The sequence below is a fragment of the Amycolatopsis samaneae genome, assembly GCF_039541975.1.
Classification (GTDB): Bacteria; Actinomycetota; Actinomycetes; order Mycobacteriales; family Pseudonocardiaceae; genus Amycolatopsis; species Amycolatopsis samaneae.
This window is the reverse complement of sequence record NZ_BAABHG010000001.1, coordinates 548126-564966: the sequence shown is the minus strand read 5'-3', so window position 1 is coordinate 564966 and position 16841 is coordinate 548126. Positions and strand designations below refer to the sequence as shown.

Below are 16841 nucleotides of genomic sequence, written 5' to 3'. Positions count from 1 at the left end.
GAGGTTGGCACGTGCGCAGAAGGCTTCGCGTCGGCGGGGTTCTCATGGCGGTGGTCGGCGGGCTCGCGGTGGTCGCGCCCGCGGCGTCGGCACAGGTCGGTGGCGGCGGCTGGATTCCCGATTCGCCGTCCTACCAGACCCAGCAGCGCGGCTGCGGCAAGGCGTCCGGCTCGACGTTCTCCCTGACCTGTTCGGACAGCAGCGGTGATCAGCGGGCCGAACGCCGGTACGACACCTACACCGGCGGCACTCACCAGTTCGAGGGCTACTTCAAGATCACCAGCCAGGGCGGCTCGCGGATCAGCCTGAAACAGACCTTCCGCGACGCCCCGACCGCCGGGCCGTACTTCATGCTGGCCGTGGAAAAGGGCGGCAGGCTCTACGCGGTGCACGGCGGGGACACGATCGCCAGTGGCGCGACCGTCGGCACGCGGGTGCGGGTCAACACGATCAACGAGGTGGGCAAGACCCACAAGGTCTACATCAACGGTTCGCTCAAGCAGACCGTGGCCAGCCCGGACGGCAGCTACTACGACAAGTTCGGCACGTACCGCACCTCGAGCGGGGCGGGCCCGATCACCGCGGAGTGGAGCGACATCCGGTTCTGGCACAAGTGACCCGGCGACGGGTGGCACCGCCGGGTCACGCCGGTGGCGCCGCCCACGCGTCGAGCGAGGTCCACGCGCGCAGGTCGAGCCCGCTGGTGAAGCGGCGGGGTGCACCGCTCAGCGGGTCCTCGAATTCGAGCGTTTTCGCCAGCAGCTGCAACGGCCGGGTGAAGTCGTCGAGCGGGGTTTCGACCAGGTCCGGGTAGAACGTGTCGCCGAGGATGGGGACGCCGAGGCCGTTCATGTGCACGCGCAGCTGGTGGGTGCGCCCGGTCGCGGGCACCAGCCGGTAGCGGCCGAGGCCGTCGCGGTGCGCCAGCAGCCCGACGTGGGTCTCGGCGTTCGGCTCGCCGGGGATCTCCTGCGCGGCGAGGACTCCGCGCTCCTTGACGATCCGGCTGCGCACGGTCCTCGGCAGGCGCAGCGCGGGGTCGTACCGGGCGATCGCCTCGTATTCCTTGTGTACCTTGCGATCCCGGAACAGCGTCTGGTAGGCGCCGCGGCTTTCCGGCGTGATCACGAACATCACCAGGCCCGCGGTGACCCGGTCCAGCCGGTGTGCCGGGCTCAGCAGCGGGAGGCCGAGCTCGTGGCGCAGCCGCACGAGCGCGGTCTCCAGGACGTGCCTGCCGCGCGGGATGGTCGCGAGGAAGTGCGGTTTGTCGACCACCAGCAGGTGCTCGTCCCGGTGCACGACCGTGACGTCGAACGGGACCGGGACCTCCTCGGGCAGGTCGCGGTGGAACCAGATGAACGTGCCGGGGGCGAACGGGGTGTCGACGCCGAGCGGCCCGTCCTGCCCGAAGATCCGCTCCTCGCGCAGCATCTGCTCGATGCGGTCCGGTTCGAGCCGGGGCAGCCGGTCCACCAGGTGCTCCAGCAGGGTCCGCCAGTGACCCTCGTCGGGCAGCCGGAGCCGGGCCGGGTCGAGGCCGTGGCGGGGCGGCAGCGGCGGGCGGAGCTTGCGTCTCATCGGTGGACGACTCTAGCCGCCGCCGCTTTCAGCCCTGCCGGTAGCGGGCGATGTAGCGGGCCTTCGCCTCGGTGTCGGCGGCTTCGGCGAGCGCGGCCCGCCGCTGCTTCCCGGTGCCGTGCGGGAAGCCGTGCTTGGTGAGCCGGTGTTCGGCGCTTTCCTCCATGTAGGCACAGGAATAGAAGTACGCGACGAGCGTGGCCATCAGCACCAGCGACAGCCGGAGGGTGAGCGGACCCGGCAGCAGCAGCCACACCAGGCACAGCGGGGCGATCCCGACCGTGCTGCGGGCCACGTGCCGCGCCTTCCAGTGCGGGCCGGTCATGTCGTGCAGCACCCACGGCGCGTACCGCTCGGGCAGGCGTCCGCCCACCGCGTACCAGAACCACCGGAACACGCCCGGTCGTGGCCGATCCATCGGGTCCTCCTCTCGCACCGGTTCCATAATACGCTAATAGTTAGCACACTAATCATTAGTGTCGCCAGAACCACGGTAGGGTGGTGCGGCAACGGAAGTGACGAGGAGCCGAGGGGACGCGTGGTGGCGGAGATCGATCTGGGCGAGGACCCGCTGAAGCTGGACCGGCAGGTGTGTTTCGCGCTGTCGGTGGCGTCGCGCAGCGTCATCGGCGTCTACCGGCCGCTGCTGGAGCCCCACGGCCTGACCCATCCGCAGTACCTCGTGATGCTGGCGCTGTGGGAGCGCGAGCCGAGGTCGGTCAAGGAACTGGGCACGGCGTTGCGTGCCGAGCCGGCGACGTTGTCACCGCTGCTGAAGCGGCTGGAGGCGATCGGGTACGTCACGCGGGGCCGGAGCCGTTCCGACGAGCGGCAGCTGACCGTCGAGCTCACCGCGAAGGGACGCGCGCTCCGCGCCGAGGCGGAGAAGATTCCCTACCGCGTGGTCGAAACGCTCGGCATGGACATAGGTGAGCTGGAGGCGCTGCACGCCGCGCTCACCCGGGTCATCGAGGCGACCGCCTGAGGGCTGGGTGTACTGCTAGCGCCCGGCCGCGGTGAGGGTTTCGGCGAGCACGCGGCAGATCTCGGCCTCGACCTCCGGCTCGGCGAGGTAGAAGTGGTCGCCCGGGTACACGTGCCGGGTGTAGGGGCCCGTGGTGTGCTCGGCCCAGCGGTCGAGCTGGCCGAGGTCGACCGCCGGATCGGCGTCGCCGCTGAGCGCGACCAGCGGGCAGGTGAGGTCGGGGCCCTCCCGGTAGGTGTAGGTCGCCGCCGCGTGCCAGTCGTTGCGCAGCGCGGGCAGGACGAGTTCCGCGATCTCGGGGTGGTCGAGCACCTCGGGTCCCGGCCCGCCGAGCGCCTTCGCGGCCGCGATGAGCTCCTTGTCGTTGCCGACGGGCCGGTGTGCCAACGGGCTGCGGGGCGCGCGCCTGCCGGACACGATCACCGCCGACACGCCGAGCCCCTGCTTGTCGAGCAGCCGGGCGGTCTCGAAGGCGACGCTCGCGCCCATGCTGTGGCCGAACAGCGCCGGTGGTTCGTCGAACGTGCTGGCCAGTATCTCGGCGACGCGTTCGGCCATGCCCTGCACGTCCGGGATCATCGGCTCGGAGAGCCGGTCCTGCCGTCCGGGGTACTGCACGGCGAGGACCTCGGCCGCCGGGGCCAGCCGCTTCGCCACACCCCGGTAGAACGAGGCCGCCCCGCCCGCGTGGGGGAAACACACCAGGCGTGGCCCGGTGCCCGCCGCGGGCCGGAACCGGCGCAACCACTTGTCGCCGTCGGTGACAGCCGCCATCCCCGATGCCCCCTTCGTCCAGGAAGGTCCGCGCCGATCGATCGTGCCGAGCCGCCGCGGCCTGTCGTCTCCGGCCCATTGTGCCGGAGACGGGCACGGAATTCCGCCGGATCCGCGGCGTTGGACCCTGGCAGGGCCGCGAGGAGCGCGGCGGCGGAGAGGAGCGCACGACGTGGCGGAGCCGAAGATCAGGCTGGGGGTCGCGCCGGCGGCGGGGACCGGCCCCGCGGAGTTCGCCGGGCTGGCGGAGCTGCTGGAGGAGGCGGGCGTCGACTCGCTGTGGCTGTCGGAGCTGGTCTACGCGCCGGAGGTCGATCCGCTGATCGGGATGACCCACGCGCTGGCCCGCACGAGCAGGCTCAAGGTCGGCACCGGGGTGGCGATCCTGCCCGGCCGCCATCCCGTCCTGGTCGCGAAGCAGCTGCTCACCCTGGCCGGGCTGGCGCCGAAGCGGGTGCTGCCGGTGTTCGGGCTGCGCCCGGCGCGGCGGGCCGAGCACGAGCTCTTCCCGGTACCCGACGGGCGTCGCGCGGCGGTGTTCGACGAATCGCTGACGCTGCTCCGCGCGTTGCTGGAGCAGGAGGAGGTGTCGTTCTCGGGCGAGTTCTTCCAGGTCGAGGGCGCCCGGCTGGGCCCGCGACCCGCCAAACGACTGGACGTGTGGCTGGGCGGGACCGCGCCGGCCGCGCTGCGGCGCGCGGGAAGGCTCGCCGACGGGTGGCTGGGCAGCTTCCACACCCCCGAGCAGGCGCGCGCCGCGCGGATCGCGATCCAGGAGGCGGCGGCCGAGGCGGGCCGGGAGATCGAGGAGGACCACTTCGGGCTGAGCATGGTCGTGGCGGCCAAGGGCAGGCCGGACGAGCTGACCGAGGTGGCCGCGCGCCGCCGTCCCGGTACCGATCCGGCGGAACTGGTGCCCACGAGTTTCGCCGACGCGCGAGCGCTGGTCGAACGGCATATCGAGGCGGGGATCACGAAGTTCGTGATCCGGCCCGGGTATTCGGGGGACTACCGCGACTTCCTCGATGACTTCCTGCGCGAGCTGGCGCCGCTGCAGAACTAGCCGGTGGCCGCGGTGCCCGGCCAGGCGCCGCGGCCCGCCAGGTCGAGGACGAGCGCGGCGATGTTCCACGCGTCGTCCTCGCCCCGGTGGTGGCGTCCTTCCAGCGGCAGCCCGGCGTGCTGGAGGGCCTGGGCCATGCCGGGCTTCCTGCGCAGCCCGTGTGCCTCGGCGAACACGGCCTTGGCGTTGGTGTGCGTGCGTTCGGTGGGGTAGCCGAACGGGTAGGCGACCCCGTCCGCCTGGCTCTGCCGGGCGAACTGCCGCCGGTCGTACTCACCCCAGCTCGCCCAGGGACGTTCCCCGGCGCCGTGCTCCTCGACGAGGATCCGGCACGCCTCGGCGAAGGGGACGCCCCGGTCGACCTCGGCCCGCGTCAGCCCGGTCAGCGTGGTGCAGAAGGCACTCACCGCCGACCGGGCCGGGCGGACCAGCACCCGGTGACGGGACACGCGGCGCCGGGCCGGGACGTCCACGACGGTGAGCCCGATCTCGATGATCTCGGACACCGAGCCGGGCGGTGGCGGGCCGTCCCAGCAGGTGGCCTCCACGTCGATGACGTTCAGCAGGGCGGACGTGTGGTGCATGGGCCGAGCGTAGGGAGGCGTGCCGGTTACGGCACCACAATTTCGGCGGCGTGCGGGGCGCGGCTAGCGCGGCTCGTCGAAGGTGAGCTGCCGGGTGCGTCGCGGCATGAGCAGCAGGGCCACCACGATCAGCACGCCGACGGCGACGAGCGCGAGGAACACGTGGTGGGTGGCGTCGGCGAGCGCGCCGCGCACGTAGCCCGCGGCGGGGGAGTCCCCGGCGTGCCCGCCCAGCACCAGGCTGGTGGCGTCCCCACCGGCGGGGAGCCGGCCCGCGATGTCGGCGGGCGGGTGGGCGAAGCGGTCGGCGAGGGTCGCGTTGGAGATGGCGCCGAACACCGCCGCGCCGACCGCGCTGCCCAGCGAGCGGCTGAACATGTTCGTCGCGGTGACCACGCCGCGGCGTTCCCAGCCGACGGTGGACTGCACGGCGACGACGGTCGGGCTCGAACACAGCCCGAGCCCGATCCCGAGCACGAACGCGGCGCCCGCGGCGTGCCAGATCGACGAGTCCGCGTCGAGCAGCGTCGTGGAGACCACGCCCGCGACGACGAACACGCTGCCGATCAGCGCGGTGTCGCGGAACCCGATGCGCATGTAGATCCGGCCGGAAAGCGAGGCGGCGATCGGCCAGCCGATGGTGAGCGCGGCGAGCGCGAATCCGGCGACGAGCGCGCCCTTGCCGAGCACGCCCTCGGCGTAGGTGGGCAGGAACGAGCTGAGCCCCATCATGAGCGCGCCGACGACCACGGCGACCAGGTTGCCGCCGACGAGGGTGCGGCGGGTGAACACCCACAGCGGCAGCACGGGTTCGGCGGCGCGGCGTTCGACGAGGACGAACGCGGCGAGCAGGACGACGCCGACGCCGAAGATCGCCAGGCTCGGGACCGAGGACCAGCCCCACGCGACGCCGCCTTCGAGCAGGCCGAGGATGATCAGCGTGCAGGACGCGGTGAGCAGCGCGGCCCCGGGGTAGTCGATGCGGCGGGTGCGGCGTTCGACCTTTTCGCTGAAGTTGCGGTACAGCATCCACGCGGCGGCGGCGCCGAGCGGCAGGTTGATGAAGAAGATCCAGCGCCAGTCCAGGTATTCGGCGAACACCCCGCCCAGCGTCGGCCCGACCACCGAGGCGACCGCCCACACCCCGGCGACGTAGCCCTGCACCCTGGCGCGTTCCTCGACGGTGTAGAGGTCGCCGACGATGGTGAGGCTCATCGGCTGGACCGCGCCGGCGCCGATGCCCTGCACCGCGCGGGCGGCGATGAGCACCGGCATGCTCCAGGCGGCGCCGCAGAGCACCGAGCCGAGCAGGAACAGCGCGATGCCGAAGAACATCACCGGGCGGCGGCCCAGCACGTCGGCGAACTTGCCGTAGAGCGGCACGGTGACGGCCTGGGTGAGCAGGTAGATCGAGAACAGCCAGGGGAACTGCGAGAACCCGCCCAGGTCGCTGACCACGGAGGGGACCGCGGTGGCGATGATCGTGCTGTCCAGCGCGACGAGGCCGGTGCTCAGCATGACGGAGGCGAGCACGGGGCCGCGCTCCGAACGGAGACCGACCGCCTTCCGTGCGTCGGGCGCGGCGGTGGTCATCGGCGGTGTACTCCCTGGGTTGCCCATGGCGAGAACTAACTACTTTCGCTAAGCAATGATTCCACGCAACCCCACTCGGTGGCACTGATTTACCGATCCGGGTGCGACCGGGTGGACACGATTCGCGGCCGATCCGCTCGTAGTGCCCGTTTTCCGCCGTGGCCGCCCTCGGATTGGTTACGAATGGCGCAGCGTGGGCGGGCGCTTCCCGGGTCAAGATGGAGGGATGCTTACCTGGGTGCGGTCTATCGAACGGGGCTGGGTGGTCCGGGACGTGGTGCCCGGTCCGGACGTCGACGAGTTCGCCGAACCGGACCGGGTGATGGCCGCCCTCGCCGGGCCGGAGGCCGCCGGGGACACGCTGCTGGCGGTCCAGCACCCGGCGCGGACCCCGGCCGCGCTGGCCGCGGGCCACAGCGTCACCGAGGCCCTGCCCGCGGCGCGGATGGCGCTGAAACGGCTGATCGCCGAGCACTACCTGCCGATGTCCGACTTCGTCGCGCTGTACCGGATCGAAGGGCCGGACGGGGACGCGGCGGGCGTGCTGTGCCTGGTGGACCCGGCGGAGGTGGGCGCGGACGGGCGGGCGCGGGTCCGGCACACCGAAGAGGTCTATCCCGAGGTCGTGGCGGAGCGGGCCGCGATGCTGGCCGGGCTCGGCTGCGCGACCAGCGCGGCGATGCTGGTCCCGGCTTCCGGCGGGGACGAGCTGACCGCGCGGGTGGCGTGGGCCCGCGCGTCGCTCGGGGCGCCCCGGCTGTCCACTTCGGACCAGTCGGGGCGCGGGCACCAGTTGTGGGTGGTACCGGCGGGACCGGTGCAGGATCGCCTGCTGGCCGGGATCGCCGCCGCGGACCTGCTGGTGGCGGACGGCAACCACCGGGTCGCCGCGGCGCGGGACGCGGGCCGGGGCGCGCTGCTCGCGCTGGTGACCGCCGGGCCGAGACTGGAGATCGGCGCGATCCACCGGGTGCTCGCCGGCACCGGTCTCGACGTGGCCGCGCTGGCGGCGCGGTGGCGGGCGGCCGGTCTGGAGGTCGGCCCGTCGGACGGGACGGCGCCGTCGTGTCCCGGGTCCGTGGTGGCGGTCGCGGGGACGACGGCGGTGCGGGTGCGGCTACCGGAGCCGGACTGGCCCCGGCCGGTGATGGACCACGACGTCCTCGAGCGGGTGCTGCTCCGGGAGGCGCTGGGGGTGGACCCGGACGGCCCCTCGGTGCGGCCGCTGCCCGCGGGACGCCCGGTGCCGCCGGACGCCGACGTCGTGCTGCTGCTGGCGCCGGTGCCCTTCGCGGACGTCCTCGCCGTGCACGCCGCCAACCGCCGGATGCCCCGCAAGGCCACCTACTTCACCCCGAAGCCCCGCAGCGGCCTGGTCCTCGCCGACCTGTGATCCCTCGTTGGTCCGGCACGTCCGGCCGCCCAGCACGGTAGCGGCCGAGCCGCGTGGATTCCGGCGAGCGCGAGCACACCCTGAGGTTCAGGACGTCGGCGGGGCCTGCTCGTCCGTCCATCCGACTGCGGTCGGGCGTGCTCCGGACGTCATGAACTCGTGGGCGGCTTTGCGGACGTCGGCGGCGGGGATCTCGGCGTCGTCGGGGAAGTCGTTGTCCGCGGTCATGTGGTAGTAGCGGACCGCGCCCCACTGCGGAATCGGGAAGCGGTTCCCGGTGTTGCGGCTGTAGGAGCCCGCCGGAACGTCGTGACCCGCGTAGCGCAGGACGCCCCGGTCCTCGTGGAGTCCGGCGGAAAGCTCGGGGCCGTCCGGGTCGTCGGCGGGGTAGAGCTGGACGAGCGTGGGGCCGTCGAGCGCGGCGACCGCGTCAAGGACGGCGTCGAGTTCGGCGGCCGTGGTGACGAAGGTCGGGTCTTCGGCGTCCTGGTCGTACCAGGCTTCCACGTTCATCGGTTGGCCTTTCCTGCGTAGTGGTTGACGGTCGGGGTGCCGTCCGGTTTGGTGCCGTGGATGGTCATCGTCGAGCCGTGGGGAAGTATCGCGGGTATCAGGCGGTCACAGCTCCATCGGCCCCGGCAAGGCATGTTGTTGATGGTCATGGTGACGTCGGTCAGGCCCTTGGCGACCATGGTGACGGCTAACTTGGTTTCGGCGTGGGAGGACGCGATCACGTTCGGGATTCCGAGGGTGGCGAGGTGCGCCTTGGCCTGCTCGTACTGCTCGTCCTGCCCACTCGTCACCGAGATACTTTCGTCGCTGTTTCCGGCGAACCACCGGCCGTGTGTCTTCTGTCCGGTGTTCGGCGTGACCGACGGTGGAAGCTGCGCGCGAGCCGCCTTGACGCGCTCGGGCTCCTGCGTGCCGTGTGTGGGCAAAGGTAGCGCGCTGCGGCTCGTCGCCGGGCCGGGCGGCGCGGCCGGGGGCGTCGGCGAGCCGGTCAGGTTGTCCCGGTAGCTCGTCAGGTCGGCCGTGGCCGCGCGCAGTCGCGCCGCGAGCGCGTCGGTGTCAGCACGGACACTCTCGGCGCCGCCTTCGGCTTCGATGGCCTCCTGCGATCGCCTGCCCTGCCACGCTTGTGCCCAGGTCTCGCCGACCGTCTTGACCTGGTCGCGGGCCTGCTCCAGCGCCGCCGCGGCGCGGTTCATGGCATCGAGCGCGGCACCGACCAGCGCGACCAGCTCTTCGACGTCGGTCACAGCGCGCCTCCCGGCGATTCATCGCCAGGATGTCACCCACCACCGACGAGAACCGAACGACAGGATCAGCGCGTACCCGGTTTCCCGTCCGGAGTGTCGTAGATCGGACCGTCCGGCGGGTGCCCGTCGTCTCCGGGCAGCGGCGCGGCGGGCAGGTTCCACGCCGGACTCCTCCCCGCACGCGCGGGGACGACGCGTGTCTTGCCCGTGACGATCAGGTCAATGTGGGACCAGCCCCGCGCGCGGGGACGACCTCATCTTCTCGACCCACCTCACGTTCCGGGACGGACCAGCCCCGCGCGCGCGGGGACGACGGCGCGGACTCCGCTCAGTTCGGCGGGCACGCGGGACCAGCCCCGCACGCGCGGGGACGACACTTCCTGACCAGCAGGTTTAGGACGCAGGAGTCCGGTTTTCATTCACTTTGCCGTCATCCTCCCACGCGTCGGGCTTTGTCACGGTGACGCAGCCAAGCCGAGAACATCGCGTTGACTGCAATCACGCCGCCGCTGTGAGGCAGGGAAGTGCGCCCTGCCTCACAGCGGCTACCTCTTACCCAACGGGTATGGACTCTGACCTGTGGAAACCTCTTTTGATCGTTCGGTGCCTCGCCGGTCACCAGTCGATCGGCACCGCGACCGGGCCCTGGAGTGTCAGGAACATCTGCCGCCAGGCGATTTCCTCGAAGGGCACCGCGAGGCGCGGCCGGGGAGCGGCGGCCAGCAGCGCGGCGACGCCGGTCCGCAGGTGCAGCCGGGCCAGTGCCGCGCCGAGGCAGTGGTGCGGCCCGTGGCCGAAGGTGAGGTGCCCCGGTGTGCGAGCGGGATCGACCCTGGCGGGGTCGGGGAATCGCTGGGCGTCGTGGTTGCCCGCGCGCAGGGACGCGAGGACGAACTCGCCCGCGCGGATCGGCACCCCGCCGACCTCGGCGTCCTCGATCGCGACCCGCCCCTGGTCGGCGGCCGAGCCCTGGTCCTGGCGCAGGAGTTCCTCGGTCAGCGCGGGCACCGAGGCGGCGTCGCGGGGCAGGTCCGGCTCGGTCGTCAGCCGCAGCACGGCCATGGCCAGTGCGTTCGCGGGCGGGACGTAACCGCCCATGATGATCGCGAAGGCGAGCTGGGTGACCTCTTCCGGGCTCAGCGTGTCACCGGAGTCATCGCGCGCCTGGATCAGCCCGGTCAGCAGGTCCTCTCCTGGCGATCGCCGTTTCAACTCGACCAGTTCCGCGAGGTAGTCGCCCAGCTTCCGGGCGGCCTCGATCATGTCCTGGTAGCCGGGTGCGGTGAACACCGCGACGACACCGTCGATCCAGGCCCGCAGATCGTCACGGGCCGACGGCGGGACGCCGAGGAGTTCGACCAGCACCGAGAGGGTGAACGGGATCGCGTACCCGGCCAGGATGTCCGCCGGTGGGCCCTGCGCGACCAGCTTCGCGGCCAGCTCCTCCGCGAGCGCTTCCACTCGGGGACGCAACCGCTCCACCCGTCGCGGGGTGAGCGCCCTCGTGGCGATGCGCCGCAGCCGCGTGTGCCCGGGGCCGCTCATGGTGAAGATCAGGCCCTCGTCGCCGGTCGCGGGGACACCGGGAATCCACACCCGGAACCGTGGATCGGCCAGCAGGGCGCGGATGTCGGCGTAGCGGGTGACGAGCCAGGCGTCCTCGCCGGTCGCGAGGCGCACGCGGCCGACGGGTTCCTCGTCCTGCCGCCGGGCGAATTCGGGCGGGCAGCGCATCGGCTCCGTGCCGGTGAACGGGTAGTCCATCTGATTTCCTCCCCTAGTTCTTCTTCGGCCGTCCGGTGGCCTCTTCGGCCAGCGAGTGCAGCGGCATCAGCGCGGAGTCCGCGCTCACCCCGAGCGCCCGGGCGGTGAGCAGGCGGTACAGCTCGTCCGCGGCCTCGACCAGCCGCGCGGCGCGGTCCGCGACGGCGTCCGCGTCCGGGTCGAGCGCGGCGAGTGCCGCGGCGAGGACCTGTTCGGCGTCCCGCTGCTGGCGCTGCGCGACCGCCGCGATCAGCCCGTCGGCCGGGGTGACGAGGGTGCGGCGGCGGTCGGCCGGGTCGGGGCGCGTGTGCAGGGCCCCCCGCTCCCGCAGCTTCGCGACGGCGGCGGAGACGTGGCTCTGCGCGAATCCGGTGCGCGCGGTCAGTTCGCTGATCGAGATGTCCGGCGCTTCGACGAGCACCGAGATGAGCACGAGGTAGACGTCCGGGACGTCGGGATCCGCGTCGTCACGCATGCCGTGGGCGGCGAGCTCCATGAGGTGCTTGCCGAGCAGGTACAACTCACCGGCCTTCATATCGGAAACGATACATCTAAAACGATGTAACTGACCAGGCGCCCGCGGCGGAACTCCCGGCGGACGGGCGTGGGGCGGCTTAGGATCGGGACGTGGATCTGCCCGTCATGCCGCCGGTGCGGCCGATGCTGGCCAAGGCCGTGCACGAGGTGCCTCGTGCGGCGGGGCTCCGCTACGAGCCCAAATGGGACGGTTTCCGCTGCGTCGTGTTCCGGGACGGCGACGAGATCGAGCTGGGTTCCCGCAACGACCGCCCGCTCACGCGGTACTTCCCGGAACTGGTGGAGCTGCTGGCCGCGGCGCTCCCGCCGCGCTGCGTCGTCGACGGCGAGATCGTGCTGGTGACGCCCACCGGGCTGGACTTCGAGGCGTTGCAGCTGCGGCTGCATCCGGCCGCGTCCCGGGTGCGGAAGCTGGCGGAGGAGACCCCGGCGAGTTTCGTCGCGTTCGACCTGCTGGCGCTCGGTGACCGCGACCTGACCGGCGAGCCGTTCCGCGAACGCCGCCGCGAGCTGGAAGGCGTCCTCGCGCACGATCCGGACGGCGCGCTGCGACGGGTGCACCTCACCCCGCTCACCGACGACGCCGATCTCGCGCAGGACTGGTTCACCCGGTTCGAGGGCGCCGGGTTCGACGGGGTGATGGTCAAGCAGGCCGAACTGCCGTACGAACAGGACAAGCGTGTCATGTGGAAGGTCAAGCACGAGCGCACGGCGGACTGCGTGGTGGCCGGGTTCCGCTGGCACAAGGACGGTGAGAGCGTCGGTTCGCTGCTGCTGGGCCTGTTCGACGACGCCGGGACGCTGCACCATGTCGGCGTCGCCAGTAGTTTCACCGCGGCGAGGCGGCGTGAGCTGGTGACAGAGCTGGAACCGCTGCGAGAAAACGCTCTCGAAGGCCACCCCTGGCGCACCTGGGCGGAATACGAGCCCGACCCCGGGCGCAGGCCCGGCGCGATGAGCCGGTGGGCCCCGCAGAAGGATCTGTCCTGGGAACCGCTGCGGACCGAGTGGGTGGCCGAGGTCCGCTACGAGCACCTGCAGGGCGGCCGGTTCCGGCACGGCGGGCGGCTGGTGCGGTTCCGGCCGGACCGCGAACCCGCGTCGTGCACCTACGCCCAGCTGGACGAGGCGCCGCCCGCCGAGCTGGCGGAACTGTTCGGGGAGGCACGATGAGCGAGGCGATCGCATGAGCGAAGCTTGCGAGCGAATCATGGATGTCATGCGCCACAAGGGATCTGACACTGTCTCGCGGAGCGAGGCGATCGCATGAGTGACGCCGTCAGCCTCGACGTCGGCGGGGTCGAGGTGCGGATCACCAGTCCCGGCAAGGTGTACTTTCCCCAGCGTGGCGAGACGAAGCTCGATCTCGTCCGTTACTACCAGGCCGTCGAAGGCCCGCTGCTGGACCGGCTCCGCGGCCGCCCGCTGCTGCTGGAGCGGTATCCGGACGGCGCGGGCGGCAAGAACTGGTTCCAGAAGCGCGTGCCGAAGGGCGCGCCGCCCTGGCTGAGCACCACGGTCGTTTCGACGCCGAACGGCACCACGAGCGACGCGCTGGTCGCGAAGGACCTCGCCCATGTGCTCTGGGCGGTCAACCTGGGCTGTCTCGGCTTCCACGTCTGGCCGTTCCGCGCGGACACGCCGGAGGTGACCGACGAGCTGCGGGTGGACCTCGACCCGTCGCCGGGGGTCGGGTTCGAGCAGCTGCGCGAGGCGGCCGGGCTGACCAGGGAGTTCCTCGGCGAGCTCGGCATCGAGGCGTGGGTCAAGACGTCCGGTTCGCGTGGCCTGCACCTCTACGTCATGCTCGAATCCCGGTGGGACAGCTACGAAGTGCGGGCCGCGGCCGTCGCGCTCGCCCGCGCGCTGGAGCGCCGCCACCCGGAGCGGATCACCGCGCGGTGGTGGAAGGAGGAGCGCGGCGCGCGGGTGTTCGTCGACTTCAACCAGAACGCGCCGCACAAGACGGTCTTCGGCACGTGGTGCGTGCGGCCGAGGACCGGCGGGCAGGTGTCCACGCCGATCGGCTGGGACGAACTGGACACCGTCGTCCCGGACGAGCTGACGCTGAGCACGGTGCCCGCGCGCGTGGCCGGGCGCGGCGATGCGTGGGCGGGTGCTGGGGACCGTCCACAGTCGATCGAACCGCTGCTGGAGATGGCCCGCCGGGACCTGGCCGACGGGCTGATGGACGCGCCGTGGCCGCCGGTGTATCCCAAGCAGCCCAACGAACCGCCGCGCGTGGCACCGAGCCGCGCGAAGAAGACGGAATAGCGCCGGCTCGAACGCCCCAATGTGGCATTGGGTGCGTTCAACACACCGAACGCCACATTGGGTGCGTCCAGCGCACCGAACGCCACATTGGGGCGCATGACCCCGTCACACGTCCAGGTGCTGGCGCAGGGGCAGGTCGAAGGCGAGCTGGGCGGCCGGGCCTCGCGTGCAGGCGGGGGGAGCGGGCAGGGTCGCGACGCAGGCCGCGCAGGGTGTCACCGCGTCCTCGGTGAGGTCCACCGGCGTCCAGCTGCGGGATTCGCGGTCACCGCAGGCCGAGCGCCGGTAGCGCAGGTCCTCGGCACGGGTCATCAGGTGCGCGACCGGATGCTCGTCGGGCAGCACGCCGACGAGGTACCAGCGCGGTGTGCCGGTGAGCGGGGTGCGGGTACTCGCCATGGAACAGTCCTCCTGGGAGGCCGGTTCAACTCGTACGTCGTTCGCCGCGTGCCAGTGTCCGTCGTGGACGCCGGATTTCCGTGCGTTTGCGCTACTTCGGCGTGTCAGGCTTGACCGGGGCCGACGGCTCAGGCGGATTCTTCGAGGTAGCGCAGGACGTGCAGCATGCCGCGTTCGTCGACGGTGCCGGGGTCCTCCGCGCGGCAGTCCGCGAGTGCGGCGTGCACGGTGTGAGTGTCCATTCCGGACCCGATGAGCACGATTTCGGTGCGGCGCGGGCGATCGGACGGCCAGGCCGAGCGGTCGAACTGCACGAACGAGCCCACCGTGTGCAGGCCGAACCGGGAGCGGGTGCCGTTCGGCCCGAAGTCGAGGTGGCCCTTGATCCGGTAGATCCCGGCGGGCCGCCGTTCCAGGAACTCGATGAACTTCCGCGGTGCCAACGGGTCTTCGCCGGTGAAGGTGACGCTCTGGTAGGCCGCGTGCAGATGCTCGGAGTGGTCGCCGTGGTCGTGCGCGTCCATCGCGCGCAGATCGTCGAAGGACAGCTGGCCGGCGCGGTCCCGGGGTTCCGGGTCGAAGAACAGCTCGGGGTTCACCCGGCCGTGCGCGGTGGTCAGCACCGGGATCCGCGGCGCCAGCTCCTCGACGGTGGCGGACACCTCGGCGAGCGCGTCCGCGTCGACCCGGTCGGCCTTGTTGAGCACCACCAGATCGGCGACGCGCAGATGGTCGGCGAGTTCGGGGTGCCGGGCGCGGGCGCGCTCGAACTCCGCGGCGTCCACGACCTCGACCAGCCCGCCGTACCGGATCCCGGGGTTCTCGCTGGCGATCATCAGCCGGATCAGGTCGCGCGGTTCGGCGATCCCGCTGGCCTCGACCACGATGACGTCGATGCCCGCCTCGGCCTCGGCCAGCCGCGCGAGCATCGCGTCGAGCCCGCTCGCGTCCACCGCGCAGCACAGGCAGCCGTTACCGAGCGAGACCATGGTGTCGACCTGCCCGGCCACGGCGAGCGCGTCGACGTTGACACTGCCGAAGTCGTTGACCACCACGCCGATCCGCACACCCTGGCGGTTCGCGAGCAGGTGGTTGAGCAGGGTCGTCTTGCCCGCGCCGAGAAAACCGGCGACGAGGACCACCGGGATCCGCTTCGTGCCCACCGACCGTCCTTTCGCGCCGTCGTCACCGTGCCGACGACCTTAGCCGCGGGTGGGCGCCGCGCGCCCGCGGCCCGCCGGGCGCCGCCGGAAAGGTGAACCGGGTCACGGCGGAAAAGGTGATTGTTTTCCCGCGGGCTGTATTCGGCGCAACGACAGTTCGTGGTGACCGCGTTTGGCGGAGTGTCGTTCCGCCGCGGCGCGGGTAGCCTTCGCCGTCTGTCCGGTTTGTCAAGCGTGCCAAGGGTTCCCGGAATCGGAGAGTGGTGGGTGTGGTGACGTCGGCCTCCGCGCGGGTGACGGAAGAACGAGCGAGCGGCCGACGGGAAAGCGACGACGAACGCGCGGTGGAATTCGCCGAGGCGGAGGAGTTCGTCCGGCAGTGCCACGCCGAGGGCGTGTGCGGCGGCGGACCGGCGCGCCGGCTGGCCCGCGTCCGCGCCGAGATCGAGCGGACCGGGACCTACCGGCACACCCCGGCCGAGCTGGCCTTCGGCGCCAGGGCCGCCTGGCGCAACGCGGCCCGCTGCATCGGCAGGCTGTACTGGCGCGGGCTGCGGATCCGGGACCGGCGGGACGTCTCGGGCGCCGCCGCGGTGGCCGCGGAGTGCGTGACCCATCTGCGCGAGGCGACCCGGGGCGGGCGGATCCGGCCGACGGTGACCGTGTTCGCCCCCGACACCCCGGCGGCGGCGGGTCCCCGCATCCACAACGAACAGCTGATCCGCTACGCGGGGTACGCGCGCGACGACGGCACGGTCCTGGGAGATCCCCGCTACGCGTCTTTCACCGAGCGGGTCCGCGCGCTCGGCTGGCGCCCGCCGGCCCGGCGCGGCGCCTTCGACGTCCTGCCCCTGCTCGTCGAGGCGGTGCCGGGGGAGTCCCGGCTGTTCACCGTGCCGCCGGACGCGGTGCTGGAGGTGCCGCTGCGTCATCCCGACCACGACCGGTTCGCGCTGCTGGGGCTGCGCTGGCACGCGGTGCCCGCGATCAGCGACATGACGCTGGTGATCGGCGGGGTCCGTTACCCCGCGGCCCCGTTCAACGGCTGGTACCTGGGTACCGAGGTCGGCGCGCGCAACCTCGCCGACGCCGGCCGCTACGACCTGCTGCCCGTGGTCGCCGAGCTGCTGGGGCTGTCCACCGCCTCGGAGCGCACGCTGTGGCGGGACCGGGCGCTGGTGGAACTGACGCTGGCGGTGCAGCACTCGTTCGACGAGGCCGGGGTGACCGTCGCCGACCACCACACCGAGTCCCGGCGTTTCCTCGACCACGTCGCGCGCGAGGAACGCGCGGGCCGCCGCTGCCGGGCCGACTGGAGCTGGATCGTCCCGCCGCTGTCCGGCGGGCAGACCGCGGTGTTCCACCGGTACTACGACGTACCGGATCCGGCGCAGCGTCCGGCGTTCGTACCCCGCGGTTGAGCCCGGGCGTCCGATCGGCGGATTGACTCGTGTGGGTCACGCGGCCGGGCA

The 16841-nt window shown here is 72.1% G+C and carries 18 protein-coding genes; 7 read left to right on the top strand and 11 right to left on the bottom strand.

What is annotated here, in order from left to right; all coding sequences use genetic code 11:
* Positions 1 to 44 precede the first annotated feature (44 nt).
* The gene (locus ABD987_RS02500; RefSeq protein WP_345386810.1) at positions 45 to 617 is read left to right on the top strand and encodes a hypothetical protein; all 573 of its coding nucleotides are present in this window, start codon (positions 45 to 47) and stop codon (positions 615 to 617) included.
* Positions 618 to 642: 25 nt separating this feature from the next.
* Here ABD987_RS02500 and ABD987_RS02495 read toward each other — a convergent pair whose 3' ends face one another.
* Together ABD987_RS02495 and ABD987_RS02490 are read right to left on the bottom strand one after the other, a co-directional pair.
* The gene (locus ABD987_RS02495; protein ID WP_345386363.1) at positions 643 to 1581 is read right to left on the bottom strand and encodes an RluA family pseudouridine synthase; all 939 of its coding nucleotides are present in this window, start codon (positions 1579 to 1581) and stop codon (positions 643 to 645) included.
* 28 nt (positions 1582 to 1609) lie between these two features.
* Positions 1610 to 1999: a DUF5313 domain-containing protein gene (locus ABD987_RS02490; protein ID WP_345386361.1), complete on the bottom strand. Its 390-nt coding sequence runs from the start codon at positions 1997 to 1999 to the stop codon at positions 1610 to 1612.
* A 123-nt stretch (positions 2000 to 2122) separates the two neighbouring features.
* Here ABD987_RS02490 and ABD987_RS02485 point away from each other — a divergent pair, with 123 nt between their 5' ends.
* A complete protein-coding gene (locus tag ABD987_RS02485; RefSeq protein WP_345386359.1) occupies positions 2123 to 2566 on the top strand; it encodes a MarR family winged helix-turn-helix transcriptional regulator in 444 nt (147 codons plus the stop codon).
* Positions 2567 to 2581: 15 nt separating this feature from the next.
* Here ABD987_RS02485 and ABD987_RS02480 read toward each other — a convergent pair whose 3' ends face one another.
* Positions 2582 to 3340, bottom strand: coding sequence for a thioesterase II family protein (locus ABD987_RS02480; protein ID WP_345386357.1), 759 nt, complete (start codon positions 3338 to 3340; stop codon positions 2582 to 2584).
* A gap of 172 nt (positions 3341 to 3512) precedes the next feature.
* Here ABD987_RS02480 and ABD987_RS02475 point away from each other — a divergent pair, with 172 nt between their 5' ends.
* Positions 3513 to 4403, top strand: a complete 891-nt coding sequence (locus tag ABD987_RS02475; protein WP_345386355.1) for a TIGR03854 family LLM class F420-dependent oxidoreductase — start codon at positions 3513 to 3515, stop codon at positions 4401 to 4403.
* Here the strand turns inward: ABD987_RS02475 and ABD987_RS02470 are convergent.
* Both ABD987_RS02470 and ABD987_RS02465 read right to left on the bottom strand, forming a co-directional pair.
* Positions 4400 to 4987, bottom strand: coding sequence for a 3'-5' exonuclease (locus tag ABD987_RS02470; protein WP_345386352.1), 588 nt, complete (start codon positions 4985 to 4987; stop codon positions 4400 to 4402). The genes ABD987_RS02475 and ABD987_RS02470 overlap by 4 nt on opposite strands.
* A 63-nt stretch (positions 4988 to 5050) precedes the next feature.
* Positions 5051 to 6580 (bottom strand): MDR family MFS transporter, encoded by a 1530-nt coding sequence (locus tag ABD987_RS02465; RefSeq protein WP_345386350.1) that lies wholly within the window; start codon positions 6578 to 6580, stop codon positions 5051 to 5053.
* A gap of 226 nt (positions 6581 to 6806) precedes the next feature.
* On the opposite strand from ABD987_RS02465, the gene ABD987_RS02460 reads away from it, so the two are divergent.
* The gene (locus ABD987_RS02460) at positions 6807 to 7973 is read left to right on the top strand and encodes a DUF1015 family protein (RefSeq protein WP_345386348.1); all 1167 of its coding nucleotides are present in this window, start codon (positions 6807 to 6809) and stop codon (positions 7971 to 7973) included.
* Positions 7974 to 8060: 87 nt separating this feature from the next.
* On the opposite strand, the gene ABD987_RS02455 is transcribed toward ABD987_RS02460, so the two are convergent.
* The 4 genes from ABD987_RS02455 to ABD987_RS02440 form a co-directional block, all read right to left on the bottom strand.
* Positions 8061 to 8486 carry an Imm1 family immunity protein gene (locus ABD987_RS02455; RefSeq protein ID WP_345386346.1) on the bottom strand — a complete coding sequence of 142 codons (426 nt, stop codon included), beginning with the start codon at positions 8484 to 8486 and terminating at the stop codon, positions 8061 to 8063.
* Entirely contained in the window at positions 8483 to 9232 is a 750-nt protein-coding gene (locus tag ABD987_RS02450) for a DddA-like double-stranded DNA deaminase toxin (protein WP_345386344.1), read from the bottom strand. Before ABD987_RS02450 ends, ABD987_RS02455 begins: the two co-directional genes overlap by 4 nt.
* Before the next feature lie 615 nt (positions 9233 to 9847).
* Positions 9848 to 10996 carry a cytochrome P450 gene (locus ABD987_RS02445; protein ID WP_345386342.1) on the bottom strand — a complete coding sequence of 383 codons (1149 nt, stop codon included), beginning with the start codon at positions 10994 to 10996 and terminating at the stop codon, positions 9848 to 9850.
* A gap of 13 nt (positions 10997 to 11009) precedes the next feature.
* Positions 11010 to 11531 carry a helix-turn-helix domain-containing protein gene (locus ABD987_RS02440; protein ID WP_345386340.1) on the bottom strand — a complete coding sequence of 174 codons (522 nt, stop codon included), beginning with the start codon at positions 11529 to 11531 and terminating at the stop codon, positions 11010 to 11012.
* Between the two features lie 92 nt (positions 11532 to 11623).
* Between ABD987_RS02440 and ABD987_RS02435 the strand changes: the two genes are divergently transcribed.
* Together ABD987_RS02435 and ligD are read left to right on the top strand one after the other, a co-directional pair.
* On the top strand, positions 11624 to 12706 hold the full coding sequence (locus tag ABD987_RS02435) for an ATP-dependent DNA ligase (protein WP_345386338.1): 1083 nt from the start codon (positions 11624 to 11626) through the stop codon (positions 12704 to 12706).
* A gap of 93 nt (positions 12707 to 12799) precedes the next feature.
* A complete protein-coding gene (ligD, locus tag ABD987_RS02430) occupies positions 12800 to 13807 on the top strand; it encodes a non-homologous end-joining DNA ligase (RefSeq protein ID WP_345386336.1) in 1008 nt (335 codons plus the stop codon).
* A gap of 105 nt (positions 13808 to 13912) precedes the next feature.
* On the opposite strand, the gene ABD987_RS02425 is transcribed toward ligD, so the two are convergent.
* Together ABD987_RS02425 and ABD987_RS02420 are read right to left on the bottom strand one after the other, a co-directional pair.
* A complete protein-coding gene (locus tag ABD987_RS02425) occupies positions 13913 to 14206 on the bottom strand; it encodes a hypothetical protein (RefSeq protein WP_345386333.1) in 294 nt (97 codons plus the stop codon).
* A 128-nt stretch (positions 14207 to 14334) separates the two neighbouring features.
* Positions 14335 to 15369 carry a CobW family GTP-binding protein gene (locus tag ABD987_RS02420; RefSeq protein ID WP_345386331.1) on the bottom strand — a complete coding sequence of 345 codons (1035 nt, stop codon included), beginning with the start codon at positions 15367 to 15369 and terminating at the stop codon, positions 14335 to 14337.
* A gap of 293 nt (positions 15370 to 15662) precedes the next feature.
* Here ABD987_RS02420 and ABD987_RS02415 point away from each other — a divergent pair, with 293 nt between their 5' ends.
* Complete coding sequence (locus tag ABD987_RS02415) at positions 15663 to 16790, top strand: nitric oxide synthase oxygenase (RefSeq protein WP_345386329.1); 1128 nt, start codon at positions 15663 to 15665, stop codon at positions 16788 to 16790.
* The last annotated feature ends 51 nt before the right edge of the window (positions 16791 to 16841 follow it).

What these genes read in the sequence shown, in the direction of transcription:
- ABD987_RS02460 (WP_345386348.1), top strand. Translation starts at nt 6,807, where the DNA reads ATGCTTACCTGGGTGCGGTCTATCGAACGGGGCTGGGTGGTCCGGGAC.
- ABD987_RS02455 (WP_345386346.1), bottom strand. Translation starts at nt 8,486, where the DNA reads ATGAACGTGGAAGCCTGGTACGACCAGGACGCCGAAGACCCGACCTTC.
- ABD987_RS02465 (WP_345386350.1), bottom strand. Translation starts at nt 6,580, where the DNA reads ATGACCACCGCCGCGCCCGACGCACGGAAGGCGGTCGGTCTCCGTTCG.
- ABD987_RS02480 (WP_345386357.1), bottom strand. Translation starts at nt 3,340, where the DNA reads ATGGCGGCTGTCACCGACGGCGACAAGTGGTTGCGCCGGTTCCGGCCC.
- ABD987_RS02425 (WP_345386333.1), bottom strand. Translation starts at nt 14,206, where the DNA reads ATGGCGAGTACCCGCACCCCGCTCACCGGCACACCGCGCTGGTACCTC.
- ABD987_RS02490 (WP_345386361.1), bottom strand. Translation starts at nt 1,999, where the DNA reads ATGGATCGGCCACGACCGGGCGTGTTCCGGTGGTTCTGGTACGCGGTG.
- ABD987_RS02440 (WP_345386340.1), bottom strand. Translation starts at nt 11,531, where the DNA reads ATGAAGGCCGGTGAGTTGTACCTGCTCGGCAAGCACCTCATGGAGCTC.
- ABD987_RS02500 (WP_345386810.1), top strand. Translation starts at nt 45, where the DNA reads ATGGCGGTGGTCGGCGGGCTCGCGGTGGTCGCGCCCGCGGCGTCGGCA.
- ABD987_RS02445 (WP_345386342.1), bottom strand. Translation starts at nt 10,996, where the DNA reads ATGGACTACCCGTTCACCGGCACGGAGCCGATGCGCTGCCCGCCCGAA.
- ABD987_RS02495 (WP_345386363.1), bottom strand. Translation starts at nt 1,581, where the DNA reads ATGAGACGCAAGCTCCGCCCGCCGCTGCCGCCCCGCCACGGCCTCGAC.
- ligD (WP_345386336.1), top strand. Translation starts at nt 12,800, where the DNA reads ATGAGTGACGCCGTCAGCCTCGACGTCGGCGGGGTCGAGGTGCGGATC.
- ABD987_RS02470 (WP_345386352.1), bottom strand. Translation starts at nt 4,987, where the DNA reads ATGCACCACACGTCCGCCCTGCTGAACGTCATCGACGTGGAGGCCACC.